Annotated in this window: 14 protein-coding genes and 2 pseudogenes; 8 read left to right on the top strand and 8 right to left on the bottom strand. The window is 69.1% G+C overall.

The window, feature by feature from the left end; all coding sequences use genetic code 11:
• Positions 1-718: 718 nt before the first annotated feature.
• The gene (locus ACFW48_RS13155; protein ID WP_386313663.1) at positions 719-988 is read right to left on the bottom strand and encodes an antibiotic biosynthesis monooxygenase; all 270 of its coding nucleotides are present in this window, start codon (positions 986-988) and stop codon (positions 719-721) included.
• Positions 989-1,011: 23 nt separating this feature from the next.
• Between ACFW48_RS13155 and ACFW48_RS13150 the strand changes: the two genes are divergently transcribed.
• Positions 1,012-1,596, top strand: a complete 585-nt coding sequence (locus tag ACFW48_RS13150; RefSeq protein ID WP_386313661.1) for a TetR/AcrR family transcriptional regulator — start codon at positions 1,012-1,014, stop codon at positions 1,594-1,596.
• Positions 1,597-1,635: 39 nt separating this feature from the next.
• Here ACFW48_RS13150 and ACFW48_RS13145 read toward each other — a convergent pair.
• Together ACFW48_RS13145 and ACFW48_RS13140 are read right to left on the bottom strand one after the other, a co-directional pair.
• A pseudogene (locus ACFW48_RS13145) lies at positions 1,636-1,953 on the bottom strand (transposase); the annotation flags it as partial.
• Positions 1,954-2,096: 143 nt separating this feature from the next.
• The gene (locus tag ACFW48_RS13140) at positions 2,097-3,284 is read right to left on the bottom strand and encodes an MFS transporter (RefSeq protein ID WP_386313659.1); all 1,188 of its coding nucleotides are present in this window, start codon (positions 3,282-3,284) and stop codon (positions 2,097-2,099) included.
• Between the two features lie 54 nt (positions 3,285-3,338).
• Here ACFW48_RS13140 and ACFW48_RS13135 point away from each other — a divergent pair, with 54 nt between their 5' ends.
• On the top strand, positions 3,339-4,082 hold the full coding sequence (locus tag ACFW48_RS13135) for an AraC family transcriptional regulator (RefSeq protein WP_386313985.1): 744 nt from the start codon (positions 3,339-3,341) through the stop codon (positions 4,080-4,082).
• Between the two features lie 140 nt (positions 4,083-4,222).
• On the opposite strand, the gene ACFW48_RS13130 is transcribed toward ACFW48_RS13135, so the two are convergent.
• Positions 4,223-4,399 (bottom strand): hypothetical protein, encoded by a 177-nt coding sequence (locus tag ACFW48_RS13130; protein ID WP_386313656.1) that lies wholly within the window; start codon positions 4,397-4,399, stop codon positions 4,223-4,225.
• A gap of 453 nt (positions 4,400-4,852) precedes the next feature.
• On the opposite strand from ACFW48_RS13130, the pseudogene ACFW48_RS13125 reads away from it, so the two are divergent.
• Positions 4,853-5,146 (top strand): annotated as a pseudogene (locus ACFW48_RS13125) (SAM-dependent methyltransferase); the annotation flags it as partial.
• 344 nt (positions 5,147-5,490) lie between these two features.
• Here the strand turns inward: ACFW48_RS13125 and ACFW48_RS13120 are convergent.
• Complete coding sequence (locus tag ACFW48_RS13120; protein WP_386313654.1) at positions 5,491-5,850, bottom strand: MerR family transcriptional regulator; 360 nt, start codon at positions 5,848-5,850, stop codon at positions 5,491-5,493.
• A gap of 113 nt (positions 5,851-5,963) precedes the next feature.
• On the opposite strand from ACFW48_RS13120, the gene ACFW48_RS13115 reads away from it, so the two are divergent.
• The 4 genes from ACFW48_RS13115 (at position 5,964) to ACFW48_RS13100 (ending at position 7,897) form a co-directional block, all read left to right on the top strand.
• Entirely contained in the window at positions 5,964-6,560 is a 597-nt protein-coding gene (locus tag ACFW48_RS13115; protein WP_386313651.1) for a DsbA family protein, read from the top strand.
• Positions 6,557-7,051 carry a nucleoside deaminase gene (locus ACFW48_RS13110; protein ID WP_386313649.1) on the top strand — a complete coding sequence of 165 codons (495 nt, stop codon included), beginning with the start codon at positions 6,557-6,559 and terminating at the stop codon, positions 7,049-7,051. Before ACFW48_RS13115 ends, ACFW48_RS13110 begins: the two co-directional genes overlap by 4 nt.
• A 26-nt stretch (positions 7,052-7,077) precedes the next feature.
• The gene (locus tag ACFW48_RS13105; protein WP_386313647.1) at positions 7,078-7,398 is read left to right on the top strand and encodes a DMT family transporter; all 321 of its coding nucleotides are present in this window, start codon (positions 7,078-7,080) and stop codon (positions 7,396-7,398) included.
• A gap of 73 nt (positions 7,399-7,471) precedes the next feature.
• Positions 7,472-7,897 (top strand): DMT family transporter, encoded by a 426-nt coding sequence (locus ACFW48_RS13100; protein ID WP_386313645.1) that lies wholly within the window; start codon positions 7,472-7,474, stop codon positions 7,895-7,897.
• Between the two features lie 454 nt (positions 7,898-8,351).
• Here the strand turns inward: ACFW48_RS13100 and ACFW48_RS13095 are convergent, their stop codons facing one another.
• The gene (locus ACFW48_RS13095) at positions 8,352-10,442 is read right to left on the bottom strand and encodes a fructose-specific PTS transporter subunit EIIC (RefSeq protein WP_386313642.1); all 2,091 of its coding nucleotides are present in this window, start codon (positions 10,440-10,442) and stop codon (positions 8,352-8,354) included.
• 391 nt (positions 10,443-10,833) lie between these two features.
• A complete protein-coding gene (locus ACFW48_RS13090; RefSeq protein WP_386313982.1) occupies positions 10,834-11,931 on the bottom strand; it encodes a MerR family transcriptional regulator in 1,098 nt (365 codons plus the stop codon).
• Positions 11,932-12,078: 147 nt separating this feature from the next.
• Between ACFW48_RS13090 and ACFW48_RS13085 the strand changes: the two genes are divergently transcribed.
• Positions 12,079-12,444, top strand: coding sequence for a hypothetical protein (locus ACFW48_RS13085; protein ID WP_386313639.1), 366 nt, complete (start codon positions 12,079-12,081; stop codon positions 12,442-12,444).
• A 316-nt stretch (positions 12,445-12,760) separates the two neighbouring features.
• Here the strand turns inward: ACFW48_RS13085 and ACFW48_RS13080 are convergent, their stop codons facing one another.
• Positions 12,761-13,618 carry a helix-turn-helix transcriptional regulator gene (locus ACFW48_RS13080; protein ID WP_386313636.1) on the bottom strand — a complete coding sequence of 286 codons (858 nt, stop codon included), beginning with the start codon at positions 13,616-13,618 and terminating at the stop codon, positions 12,761-12,763.
• Between the last annotated feature and the right edge of the window lies 1 nt (position 13,619).

Here is a 13,619-nt window from a genome sequence, read left to right as displayed (position 1 = left end):
CTCCCTGGTAGTGATCAGGTGCCACCCGTGTACCCGGCCGCCTCGGGCCGTTCCGGTCCGCCCGCGTCGGCGCCGACATCGACCACGGGGGGCGCGCAGGTTGAGGGCGTCGGTTTCGGATGGTGCGAAGCGGGGTCCGCCCCGGCTCAGGGCCGGCTGTGGATACCGGCAGATGCGCGTCGGCATCTCCACCGGGTGCGCCGTCTGCGGCCCAGCGGTAGCCGCAACTACCGAGAGGCACCGCTCGTTCGAGCCCGGCCTGACCGGATGAGCCGGGACATTCAGTCGGGAGCTACCGTCCGCTCGGTGGGGGACGCCCCGCTGTCGGCGCCGGAGGGGCTCGGGCGGGAGTTCCTCCGGCATGTTCTGGTACGCCACGGGCCGCATCCAGCGGGCGACGGCTCTGCTGCCGACGCTTGTGTGGAGGGGGACGTACTCGCCGGCCACGGCCCTCCGTGGTGCATCGCGGGGGTCACGGCGACGCCGGTGGCAGCCGTTCCAGATGAGCCGTCCGGCGGCGAGGGCGCCCGCCAGGCGTCGGACGAGAGCCATGTCTTCCCGCTCCTGTCCGTGGAGGGACGCAGTGAGACCGTCCGGCAGGATGTTCAGGGCTTCCAGCGCGACGCCCTTCTGGCGTCAGCGGGGCGTTGGGGATGTCCCGTCATATCGGCCATCGAAGTGCGAGCTGCTCGGTACCCGTCGGTCGAGAGGCGCGTGATCAGGCGGTGGTGCGCAGTACGGCGGTCTCGGGATGCTCGCGCAGGACCTGGATCCCCTCGTTCATACCGGACTTGGCGGCGTCCTCCATGTGCGCGCGGAATGCGTCTGCGTTCTCCCGGACCTGGACGGCGTAGAAGGCTCCAGGGCCATTGAGGTCCTCGTACTCGGCGGAGCTGACCAGGCCCGGCTTCTCGGAGGTCTGGATCGCGTGGAGCAGCGAGTCGCGGGCCTCATGCTCCTGTCCGTCCTTGGCGTGGATTTGGTGCACAAACAACCTTGCAGGGAGGGGCGATGCAGCAGCGCAGACGGGGCAAGAATCTTGAGGATGCCCTGCTGGGGGTCGCGTGGGCCGAGCTGACCGAGCGCGGGTATGCGGCGTTCACGCTGGAGGCGGTCGCGAAGCGGGCCGGCACGAGCACGCCAGTGATCTACCGCCGCTGGGCCAACAAGACGCTCAGGGTGGAGACGGCCATCACGCACGCGAGTTCCCAGCGAGTCATCGACGTCCCTGACACGGGAACACTCCGCGGCGACTTGATCGCGATCATGCAGGCGGCCAACGCGTCGCGGACCGACCTGCTCGTGGCGACCGCGATCCTCCTCGACGGGTACTTCGCGGACACGGGATCGAACCCGGAGCGGCTCCGCGAGCAGATACTGGCAGGCCAGCGTTCGGCAGCCGAGACGATCGTCCAGCGGGCCGTCCAGCGCGGCGAAGTGGACGCCTCCCTCCTGGAACCGCGTCTTGTCTCGCTGCCGTTCGATCTCTTCCGGCACGAGGTCCTCATGACGCTGCAGCCCGTGTCCAACGAGGCCATCGAGCGGATCGTCGACGGTATCGCGGTGCCCCTTCTGACACGACAGGCGCCGGATTAGACCCATCAGGGCGGGTCCGATCACTCCGTCGAGGTGGTGACGGAGGCGAGCGAAGCAGCGCTCGACCACATTGCGGTCCTTGCGGAGTTCACGGTCGAAGGCCGGTGGTCTGCCGCCGGCCTGTCCGCGCCGAACGCTGTTGGCCTGCTGTTCCGTGCGTTCCGGTATCACCGCCCGGATCCCCCGCCCGGGCGGTGCCTGGCGGATGGTGCGGGACGAGTACGCCCTGTCCGCCATGACCGCGTCGGGTCGGCATCGTGGTCGCCCAGTGCCTGCCCGGGGCGCTCTGAAGGTGCCCATGACGGTGTCGAAGGTGGTGGAGTCGTTGACGTTGCCGGTGGTCCCGCCACGGCCGTCCTCGCCCGTCAACACCCGCAGCAAGGACGCTATCCGTTCCCACGCCGTATCCGTCAGTTCGCCCCGGCTGACGGCAAGATCCATGCTCGGGCACGTCCTGGTCCGCCCGCGGGTCAGGTACGTGGTCACTGGTCGATGCAGGTCTACGCGTCTTGCCGTGCGGAGGCGGGCGCGGGTGCGGCGGCTCGGGGCTCGGGGGCGGTGGGTTCGGGCAGGGTGCGGAAGAGGAGCCAGCTCAGGGCGGGCATCGCGATCAGGGGGGTGAGGGCCGTCCGGAGGGATGTGGAGTCGGCCAGGTGTCCCAGCAGGGGGCTGATGAGGCCGCCGATGCTGACGGTGAGGCCGAGGGTGACACCGCTGGCGGTGCCGATGCGGGAGGGCAGGTAGTCCTGGCCGAGGGTGACTTGGAGGGAGAAGGGGACGTACAGGCCGGCGGAGGTGAGGGCTACGAAGAGGAACATGACCGGGCCGGGTGTGTAGATCACTCCGGTGACGGCGGCGATCGAGAGCAGGTAGGACCAGCGGGAGACACGGACGCGGTCGTAGCGGTTGGCCAGGAAGCCGCCCAGGAGCGAGCCGACGGCGCCGCCCAGGAACAGCAGGAACAGGGCGATGGTTCCCGCGGTGGTGCTGCCCTGCGTGCGCTGCTGGGCGTAGAGGGAGATGAAGGTGCTCAGGCCGATGAAGACGATGGAGCGGAAGACGACCGCCAGGGACAGTTTCACGAACGAGGCCACATCGTCCGCGCTCCGGGGCGCCTCCGTCTCGGACGTGCCGACCTGGGGCCGGGCGAGCATCCGCAGGACGGGCACGCACAGGGCGGCGCCGGCGAGCGCCGGGGTGACGAGTACGGGTGTCCAGTGCAGGGAGCCGTGTCCGATCGCGGCCGACACCATGAGCGGGGCGAGCGCGAAGCCGATGTTGCCGCCGAGGGAGAACCAGCCCATCGCGCTGTGGCTGCCTTCGCTGGCCAGTCGGGCCACGCGGGCGGATTCCGGGTGGTAGGCGGCCACCCCGACTCCGGAGACGGCGACGAAGAACAGAGTAAGCCCGTAGGAGCCGCTCAGGCCGCTCAGCGCGATGCCCACACCGCCCAGCAGGGTGCTGACCGGCAGCAGCCACGGCATCGCCCACCTGTCGGTGAGCGCACCGAACAGCGGCTGGGCCACCGAGGACAGCAGGGACGCGGCCAGCACGATGCCGGAGGCCACCGCGTAGGTGTAGTCCCGTTCGGCCACGAAGAACGGGATCAGTGCCGCGACGGCGCCCTGGTAGATGTCGACGCAGGCGTGCCCCACGGCCAGCAGGGAGATCGATGTATTCCTTCGCACGCCTCCCATGCTGGGAGAAGCACCACTGTCGCGCTTTCGGTAGATTGACAGATGATGCAGGAAATCCGCCACACCCCCGTCGCGCCGACCCGGACCCAACGTCTCGCGTCCGGCGGCGAGATAGACGCGCACCGCCACGACGACCACCAGATCGCCTACGCCAGCAAGGGCACCATCGCGGTGACCACCGACGCCGGCTCCTGGGTCGCCCCCGCCACCCGCGCGCTCTGGATCCCCGCCGGCGCCGTCCACCGGCACCAGGCCCACGGCGAACTCGACCTCCACCTCGTCGGCCTGCCCACCACCGAGAACCCCCTCGGCCTCGACAAACCGGCCGTCCTCGCCGTCAGTCCCCTCCTGCGGGAACTCATCGTCGCCTATACCTGCGACCCCGACAACGACAGCCCACCCCACCTGCGCCTGCGCGCCGTCATGCTCGACCAGCTCGCCCTCTCCCCCGAGCAGCCACTGCACCTGCCGGCCCCTACGAACCCTTTGCTCCGGGACCTGCACGACGTCCTGCGCGCCGACCCTGCCGACAACCGTTCCCTCGACGACCTCGGACACCAGATCGGCGCCAGCGCCCGCACCCTCTCCCGGCGCCTCCACGACGACCTCGGCCTCACCTACCCCCAATGGCGCACCCAGATCAGGCTCCACCACGCCCTGATCCTCCTGGCCGACGACACCCCCGTCACCGCCGTCGCCCACCGATGCGGCTGGTCCTCCGCCAGCACCTTCATCGACGTCTTCCGCCGAACCTTCGGCCACACCCCCGGCACCCGCCCCACCACTTGACGCAGGACCCGGCCAGCGCACGAGCCGTCAAGATCACTCGCCGGACAAGCACTAGATCAAGCACTAGATGTGGTGTCACATCAGGGCAGTGGTTCCACGAAGTTCCCGAACGGCTTCGGACGCAGGTGGTCGGACAGCAGTCAGGCGGAGGCGGAGGCCACGAAGAGCGGAATGGCGATGAGGAAGCGGGCGGCCTCGGCGCGTTGGCGCTGTTCGGCGAGCCACTCGTCCGCCTGGTCACGGCCGACGGCGCCGCCGGCGCGGGCCGGCTCGGCGAGCCTCGCGAGCAGCGACAGCATCGCGGGGGCGGTGAACACGCTGGTGTGTACCTCGACCGTGACATCGTTGAGCCGCCGGCCAGGAGCAGGCTGCGGTACTGGCGGCCGGCGCGGGGCGTGCCCAGGTGGTCGGCGCGGACGTGCACGATCGTGCGGTGAGCGCCGCGTCATCCGAGTCGATCGTGATGGCGTCCCAGTCCTGACCGACCAGGACGACCTGCCGCCCGGGCAAGGACCCGTCGTGCCTCCGCCACCAGGAAGTGACCGTACGGCGCAGCGCAAGGCCCGCCGCGAGTACCAGAACCGCGTCGACGCCCTCACGAGTACAGCCGGGCTGTGATCAACGGCTTGGCGTTGTCCGCTTTCCGGTCCCAAGTCCCGTCACCCGGACCTATCGTTGGCTGATGCGCGCACAGCCCATTGACCGCCCGGCCGATCTCGACGTGGTTCGTGAGTCCTATGACCGCGTGGCCGACAATCACGCTCACACGGTGGTCACTGTTCAACCTCCCCCGTGACATCCTGCCCCAGGTTCTCGCCCTGTTCGCACACGCGTTGAAGCCGGGCGGACATTTCATCACCGCCACACATGTCGGCGGCGAAGACGCGGTGCGCACCGAGGCCTACGGGGGCGTGCCCGTGCGTTGGACGACACACAAATGGCGGCCGGAACAACTTGTGGACCTGGTTGAACAGGCAGGCCTGCACCCGGTCGCCGAACTTCGGCTCCCTCCCGAGGAATACAGCGGCCCGGGTCTAGTCGTCATGGCCAAGCGTCCCGGCTGACGACCGGGGGACGGAAGCGCCAAAGGATCTCCTGCCGACACTCATCACCTGACGCCTACGGCTACTTTCCGTTCGAATGCTTTCCGAGGGCCGGTACGCACTGCACGCCCTCGTCATGCCGGTGACGGGGCGTGCCGTACGCGCCCGTCTGCCGTCGCCGGTCCTCGATGTGTACCAGCCTGTTCAGCCGCTCCTGCTGGGACTGGGCGAGGTCGTGATCGCGGTGCTGGACACACTGTTCCCGGCCGGCTGGTCGCCGCCCGGGGCGCGTACGGCCACGGCGCTGCGTAGCGAGTGGCGTCCGGCGGAGCGCGAGCGGCCGGCAGGACGCGCGCTGCTGGTGATCACGGGGCTTCGCCGGGCAAGGCCGTGTCGATGCGGAGTGCATGCAGGGTGTCGAGTTCGCGCTCGATGTCGCGTCGCTTGGCCTCCAGACGCTCAGCCTCCCGGGCGAACAACTGCTCCATGACACCGTTGCGCTCTTCGAGCGGGGCCTCCATGCAGGGCAGCACTTCGTCGATGGTGGTGCTGCCCAGGCCGGCAGCGAACAGGTGCTGGATCATGACGACCCGCTCCACCATGGAGCTGTCGAAGTCGCGCCACCCGCCGGGGGTGCGCTCGGAGCGGATGAGCCCGTGCGCCTCGTAGTACCGCAGGGACCGGGTGCTGACGCCGCTGGCAGCCGCCAGCTCACCGATGCGCACAAGACCTCCTGAACTGTTCGCCGACTTCCGTTCCTTGAAGTTGACACCGGCGTGAAGTTACACGATCTAGGTGTCGCACCCACAGGGGGTGCCTCGGGGAACCGGAGGTCGCCGTGACTGCTCAGATCCATCTGTGGTCGGACTACGTCTGCCCGTTCTGCCTGATAGCCGATGAGCTGATTGAGCGCGCGATCACCGAACGGCCCGACGTCGAAGTCGTCCACCACGCTCACGAGCTGCGTTCCCGGCCGACGCCCACCCTGCGGCCGGAGGACCCGTACCTGCCCCATATCTGGGAGCGTGCCGTGTACCCGATGGCACGCCACCATCAGGTACCGATGCGGTTGCCGACCATCTCGCCGCAGCCCTACACCGAGCTGGCCTTCCGGGGTGCCCAGTACGCCGCGGAGCAGGTCCGGGCCCACGCCTACCACCGTCGCGTGATGACGGCGTTCTTCCGCGAGGACCTCGACATCGGGGACCGCGCGGTCCTGGCCCGGCTGGCCGAGGAGGCCGGACTCGACCCGGCCGCCTACGCGGCGGCCCTCGACGAGCAGGAATACGCCGAGCGGCACCGGCAGGCACTGGCCGAGTCGGCGCGGATGAACATCACCGTCGTACCCACGATCATCATCGGCACCCGGCGCATCGAAGGCGTCGCCACCGAAGGCGTGATTCGCCGGGCCCTGCACGAAGCGGCCGCCGCATGACCGCGGACACGACCCGGCTCACGGCTCTGATGGCCGACGCCGTGGAGACCTGCGTCCGCCGGGTCGAGTCCGGCGGGGTTCCCTTCGCCGGACTGCTCGTCGCCGACGACGGGTGGGTCTCCGACCCTGGCGTGAACCTCGTCGACGAGACCGGCGACCCCACCGCCCACGCGGAGATCGTCGCCTTGCGCCAGGCCGTCCGGACCCGCGGCCGTTCCGCTCTGGAGGGGGCCACCCTGCTGGCGACGGGAGAGCCGTGTGCACTGTGCTACCGCGTCGCCGCCGCTCACGGCATCGCCGCCGTCCGCTTCGCCGTCGATCGCGACACCGCCGCCGCGTGGGGCTTCGACTACCGGGCCGGCTACGACGCCGACGCGACCGACCGGCTGCCCCTGGCGGCAGCGGCCCGGCACCTCCCCGTGGAGCGGGGCCTGGCCCCCTTCGTCCGCTACCTCGAGCTGCACCCCCACGACTTCACCACCCGCTCGTAACCCACCACCGCGTAAGGACACCCGTCATGCACTGGCTCTACCTCGCCATCGCCGTCGTCTTCGAGATCGCCGTCGCCCTCACCGCAGGCAAGGCCCAGGGCTTCACCCGGCCCGGCTGGACCGTCGCCACCCTGGTCAGCGGTGGCATCGCCACCTACCTCCTCAGCCAGGCGCTGCTGACCTTCGAGGTCGGCGTCGGCTACGCGATCTGGACCGCCGTCTCCGGCGTCGGAATCGTCGTACTCGGCGCCCTCCTCTTCGGCCAGCGTCTGGACTGGCGCAAGTTCCTGGGCATCGCCGCCGTCATCGCCGGAGTCGTCGGCCTCCAGCTCAGCGGAGCAGCCTGACGCCACCGGAACCGACCCCAACCCCGCCCCCGCCCCGCCCCCTGCCGAGAACGTCCCCGAGGAAGGAACTCACATGTCCACCACCACTGCCACCACTGCCACCACTGCCACCACCGAGAACGTCACCGCCCGCAGCGACCGAGCCCGCGCATGGCTGGTCCTCCTCCTCGCCGGAGCCTTCGAGATCGCCTACGCCTTGGCCGTGGGAGGCAGCCAGGGCTTCACCGTGCTCTCCTGGTCGCTGATCGCGGTGGCCTTCTTCCTGCTGACGCTGTTCTCCCTGAGCCTGGCCCTGCGCACCATCGACGTAGGCATCGGCTACGCAGTCTGGGCCGGCATCGGCGCCGTCGGAGCGGCCCTGCTCGGCCCGGTCTTCTTCGATGAGACCCTCACCCCGGTCAAAGCCCTCTGGCTCGCCGTGATCATCGGCGGCGTCGTCTGGCTCAAGCTCGCGGACAGCTCCAAGCAGACGCGGAGCGAGGAGTCGGCCCACCAGTGACGGTCACTGTGCACGCAACCGCACGTGCGAGGGCGGGCCCGGAGTCGCCGGGCCCGCCCTCGCACGTGAGTTGTCAGAACAATGTCAGACCCCGACCTGACGACACCACTCAGAAGAAGGCCCGCGCCGTCGACAGGTGCACCGATGCACCCCGATACCCGGCCTGGACCACGCGATCAGCCCGTGGGGGCAATCGACGGAACCCACCTCCACCCGTCATCGGACCGGCCAGGTGATCAACCGGGCGTCCGGCCCACTCCCTCGAGGCTCCGGCAGGCACGAGGTCAGCCAGGAGGGCGAAAACGCGCGGTCGCTCATGAGTCGGATCATGTGCCCCACTCCCAGATCTGGCGCGGCGGTTCGCCTGGCCCTGCGCCTCGGGGGCATCGTTCGTGGGATGCCCCCGTCGACGCGGGGGCCCCTTCGGGTGCGGGACGCCTTCGGGTGCGGGACGCTACTGAACGTCGGCCAGCACGCGCAGAATCGCGGCCTCGTCCTGAGCGGTCTGCAGCCGCGCCCTGAAGTCGGTGTCCATCAACTTCCGCGACAGCAGGGCGAGAATCCGCAGATGCTCGTCACCGGCGGCAGCCTCCGGCACAGAGATCATGAAGACGAGCTTCGCCTCCGTTCCGTCGAGCGAACCCCACTCGATCCCCTCCGCGGACCGCGCGAACCCGACGATCGGTGCCGTGACCGCGTCCGTCTTGGCATGCGGAATGGCGATCTCCTCGCCGAGCCCGGTCGTGCCCTGCTCCTCGCGCCGCAGCGCGGTCCGCACCAGCTCCTCGACGTCGGCGACCTTGCCGGTGGAGGCGAGCAGGCCCGCCATCTCACGGATGGCCGCCTCCTTGTCGTGCGCGTCCAGCTGCCGCTTCACCGTCTGCCCGGTGAGGTACCCGGAGAGCACTTCGGGTTCGGCCGTTCCGGCGGTCGGCGCGGGCGCGGGCGCGGCGACCTGGGTGGCGGATACGGAGTCCTGTACCGCCGCACCGGCCCCGGCGGGGGCGAGGCCGGCCCCCTCGGGTGTCGTGGCGGGGTGCGGCACGGAGGCCGGTCCAGTCTGCTTCTCCTGCTTGGCGGACTCGCGGCTCGCCTTCAGCTGAAGGAGCGCGTTCGTGGCCAGGGCGGTGACGAGCACACCCGCGACGATCGCCACGAAGAACATGGCCACACCGTCGATCGCCGTGAACACGGCGACGATCGGCCCGCCGTGCGGTACCGAGTCCTCGACCCCTGCGAGGCCCGCGACGGCGCCGGCGACCGCTCCACCCAGCATGTTCGCCGGGATGACCTGCGCCGGTCGCGCCGCCGCGAAGGGGATGGCGCCCTCCGAGATTCCGAAGAAGCCCATGAACAGCGCCGCGACGCCGGTGTCCCGCTCCTGCTGCGTGTAGAGCTTTCGGCGCAGCAGCGTCGCCAGACCCTGTCCCAGGGGCATCACCGGGATCGCCGCCGCGGCCATGCCCATGACCGCGTTGTTGGTGCCGATCAGACCGGCGCCCACCAGGAACGCCGTCTTGTTGACCGGGCCACCCATGTCAAAAGCGATCATCAGACCGATGACGGCGCCGAGCACGATCGCGCTCGACCCGGTCATCCCGTTCAGCCAGCTGGTGAGGTGCGTGAACACCCAGGAGATCGGTGTGCCGATCACGTAGATGAAGAACAGGCCGACGATCAAAGTGGACACGATGGGGACCACGATGATCGGCATGATCGGCTGTACGAACTTCGGCACCTTGATCTTACGTATCCACAGCACGACATAGCCCGCGAGGAAACCGGTGGCGATCGCGCCCAGGAAGCCGGCGTTGGCGTCAGCGCCGTAGATGCCGACGCCGTCGTAAGCCAGGAAGCCTCCGATCATGCCCGGAACGAGCGCGGGTCGGTCGCCCAGGGCGAAGGCGATGTAACCGGAGAAGATCGGCAGCATCAGCTTGAAACCCAGGCCACCCAGGGCGTTGATGTCGTACCAGAAGGAGTCCTTCGGGATCTCGATACCGTCCGGCGTGGTCTGCCCGCCGATCGCCAACGCCACCGCGATGAGCAGCCCGCCGACCACGACGAACGGGATCATGAAGCTCACGCCGTTCATCAGCGCCTTGTACGCCGCGCTGCGCTCCTTGCCGCTACCGGGCGAGGATGCGGCGGGGGCGACGCCGCCGTCGCCGTCGCCGCCGCCATGCACGGGCGCGCTAAGCACCTGCTCGATGAGCTGCTCGGGGTGACTGATGCCCTCGGACACCCCGACCGACAGGACCCGCTTGCCGACGAACCGGCTGCGGTCGACGTCCTTGTCCGCAGCGATGATGATGCCGTCGGCACCTCTGACATCGTTGTCAGTCAGGACGTTCTCGGCCCCGATGGACCCTTGCGTCTCCACCTTCATCTCGATGCCGAGGGCGTCCGCCGCCTGCTGCAGCTTCTCCGCCGCCATGTATGTGTGTGCAATGCCGGTGGGGCAGGCGGTCACTGCAAGTAGCTGCGGCTTCTTCTGCCGCGCGGCCGCCCCTCCGCCGGAGTGGGCGTCTGCCGGACTCGTCACGCGACTCTCCTTTGCGCCTTCTTCTCACTCAAAGGCCGCACAAGCGTTCGTGGCGGCCCTGCTCGCATCCTGCAGTGCAACATGTTTGCACAGGAGCGAAAGTGCAAAGGTTTACGAGTGTTCAATCGTGCGCCGTTTCGCCAAAGGACCGCCTTCGGTGACGCGTCAGCGAGGAGCAGCCGGTATGCGCCCCCGCAACCGCCGTACCCTGTGGAGACTCACCGCCCGAGCCTCTCTGACCGGTCCGGCCGATCATGTGGCTGTTCCGCGCGTTACCCACTCGACCAGGGCGTGAGGCAGGTCGAGTACGGCAGGACGCGGAACCAACGAGGCTCCTGCGCTGATGAGTTGAGACGCAGGAGCCGCCATGACGCTGAACCTGCGACGCGGGTCAAGCAACGAGCAGGCGAAGGCCGAGATCTGCCGCGTCGAGGTCGGCGAGGTCCCTGTTGCGCTCGGCCCACCGGCCGGAACCGAGGTCGTCGCTCAGGCTTCGCACCGTCCGCTGCTCCGCCTCCGGTCCAACCCTCGTCCACACCGACGACGCACGGCGCACATGATCCTCCAGATACGCCTCCGGCCGGCGCCAGTACGCCTCGAACAGGCCGTCAGCGCAGTCCCACGGGATGGGCACCGGCTCAGCGCGGGCGCCGATCGCGTCGGCCATCCCGGCAAGCGAGGGAAAATCCGCGAGGACCGTGGCGAACTCGGGCAGGTAGTCGCGGGTGAGCCAGAACCGGTCCTGCCATCCGGGCTCGTCGGTGTCGAACGTGAGCACCACCACGCGGCGGGCCACGCGCCGCATCTCACGCAGCCCAGTTATCGGGTCTCCCCAGTGGTGAACGGTGGAGACGGCCATCGCCACGTCGAAGGACTGGTCCTCGAACGGCAGGCTCTCCGCGGCCGCGGCCACGCACGGCGCCGAGTCGGCAGGCCGCTGCCCCCGCATGACCGCGGATGGCTCCACCGCGGTCACGTCGCGATCAGTAGGCTCGTAGGAGCCGGTGCCCGCACCGACGTTCAGAACCGTCTGCGCGTCCCCGAGCGCGTCCCAGAGCTGCGCGGCGATCCGCGGCTCCGTACGCCGCGTCGCGGTGTAAGCGCCACCGATCGCGTCGTACAGCCGTGCACCGAGCACTTCCAATTGCTCCTCCGGTGTCACCTTCAGTCCCTTCGCCCGTACCTCGAGTTCCCTGTCGATGGCCGCCACCATGGCGTCAGCGCGATCACGCCGCTCCACCAGCAGGCCACGCAGTCGGCGCAAGTGCGCGACCGCGTCGATGGACGGGTCGCCGACGAGTTCCCCAACCTCCCGCAACCCGAACCCCAGCCGCCGATAGGCCAGCACCTCCCTCAACCGCTCCACGTCCTCCTCCGAATAGGCCCGGTACCCAGCCGCGGTCCGCGCCGACGGCCGAACGAGCCCGATCTCGTCATAGTGATGCAGCGTGCGGACACTCACGTGCGCCAGCTCGGCCACGCGTCCCACGGTCCAGTGATCATCCACGACACCGACTATGCAGCCTGACGCCACGTGAGGGTCAAGAGCCGCACTCACGGCAGCAAGAGCCGAACGTCAACCAGCCGCCCGAGGCAACTTCTGCGAAGTGGACCGGGGCCTCAGTACCGTCTGAGCATGCCGCGTAGTACTGATGAGCTGACGGAACAGATTCAGGGGCTGCATGCTGACCTTGACCGTGGCGCGTGGACGCCCAGCCCTGCCGAGCGGGTCTTTGCCGGGAGGGTCGCGGACTCTCTGGCCGCGTCGCGACCCCTACACGAAGCGATCTTGGACGGCTTGCGTGGGACGGGCCATGACCTGGCGTCTGGAGAGGCGGCACCCTTTGCCGACGGTGCGATCTCCTGCGCCAAGTTCTTCAGGAGCCCGATGGAAGCCACGTCCTCTGAAGGTGGACAACGGCTGTACCAGGCATTTCTCCTCCTGCTGCGGAGCATCCTCGATGACCCGCATTCAGGTGTCGGCGCCTACTACGTGCGTTGAGGCACGCCAGGGTCCGACAGAGCCATGGACCCTACGCCACCGACACCCAGGCCGCGGCCTTGAACGGCGCGCGCCGTCTCCAGCCCGGCTCGTCCTACGTCGCCCCCTCCGCCATCAGGCCGGACTCTGGACGCCAACCTCTTCCCCGCCGTCCGACGCGCACTGTGCTCTCGTCGGCCTCGGCCGTATCCGGCAGGGCACGAGGACCAGTTCACGCGGGAGGAGGTGAATCATCTCCGGGCCCGCGGCGACGCCTCAACGGCCCAGCTGAGCCTGGGTGCGCCGCCCCCAGCCGAGCGGCGTTCTTCTTCAGGTGTTACGCCCGCGTAGTCGCGTCAGTGAGGCCTGCCATCCGGGTCAGACGTAGGGAGGTGGACTCATCGGCCGGCGTCATCACGGTCATCCGGTGTCCCGTCTCCGAGACACTGGTGGAGACGAAGTTCAGCTGGAGCTGCCCGACAAGGGGGCTGTCGAGGCGTTTTGTCTCGTACTGCTGGGGCAGTACGTCGTGCCGAGCCCACAGTCGGGCGAACATCTTCGATCGTTCCCGGAGGTCGTCAACGATTCCGGCAGCGGCAGGGGCGCCGATGTCGGCGCCGACCTCGGCGCGCAGTCTCGCGACCATCCGGGCGGCAACCAGGTCACCGTCGACGTAGCGGCTGCGCCAGTCAGGATCGGTGAAGAACTGCACCGCGCAGTTGCGTTCACCAGGTGGAATGAGGTCCATGTCGGTGAACAGGAACCGGTAGGCGCGGTTGTATGCCACCACATCGAACAGCGGGGTTTGCAGGCACGCGGGGAACGGGTCGAGCTTGTCCAGGACGGGCTGAAACGCTGCGGTGAGTCCCGGGTCACATTCGGGGGGCTCGGCTTTCGGCGTACTTGATCCGGCGAGCTGGTGCAGGTGCCGCCTCTCGGTGTCGTCCAGTTGCAGGGCTCGGGCGACCGCCTGCAGGACATGAGTGCTGACGTTGATGGGCCGGCCTTGTTCGAGCCAGGTGTACCAGGTGACGCCGACCCCCGCGAGGACGGCGACCTCTTCGCGCCGTAGTCCGGGCGTCCGCCGTCGCCCCGTGGACGGAAGACCTGCCTGCTGCGGGGTCACTCGTTCGCGCCGACTGCGGAGGAAGTCACCGACCTCGCGCCGGATCGCGGCGGGCCTGGTCTCTGTCATG

Origin of the sequence: Streptomyces sp. NPDC058812, from assembly GCF_042744565.1 — a bacterium.
GTDB classification, from domain to species: Bacteria; Actinomycetota; Actinomycetes; order Streptomycetales; family Streptomycetaceae; genus Streptomyces; species Streptomyces thinghirensis.
Note: the sequence above shows the minus strand (reverse complement) of the source record. Positions and strands in the feature narration are given on the sequence as shown.

Coding starts and splice junctions, on each gene's coding strand:
- ACFW48_RS13080 (WP_386313636.1), bottom strand. CDS start 13,618: ATGACAGAGACCAGGCCCGCCGCGATCCGGCGCGAGGTCGGTGACTTC.
- ACFW48_RS13135 (WP_386313985.1), top strand. CDS start 3,339: ATGCAGGAAATCCGCCACACCCCCGTCGCGCCGACCCGGACCCAACGT.
- ACFW48_RS13100 (WP_386313645.1), top strand. CDS start 7,472: ATGTCCACCACCACTGCCACCACTGCCACCACTGCCACCACCGAGAAC.
- ACFW48_RS13110 (WP_386313649.1), top strand. CDS start 6,557: ATGACCGCGGACACGACCCGGCTCACGGCTCTGATGGCCGACGCCGTG.
- ACFW48_RS13150 (WP_386313661.1), top strand. CDS start 1,012: ATGCAGCAGCGCAGACGGGGCAAGAATCTTGAGGATGCCCTGCTGGGG.
- ACFW48_RS13105 (WP_386313647.1), top strand. CDS start 7,078: ATGCACTGGCTCTACCTCGCCATCGCCGTCGTCTTCGAGATCGCCGTC.
- ACFW48_RS13085 (WP_386313639.1), top strand. CDS start 12,079: ATGCCGCGTAGTACTGATGAGCTGACGGAACAGATTCAGGGGCTGCAT.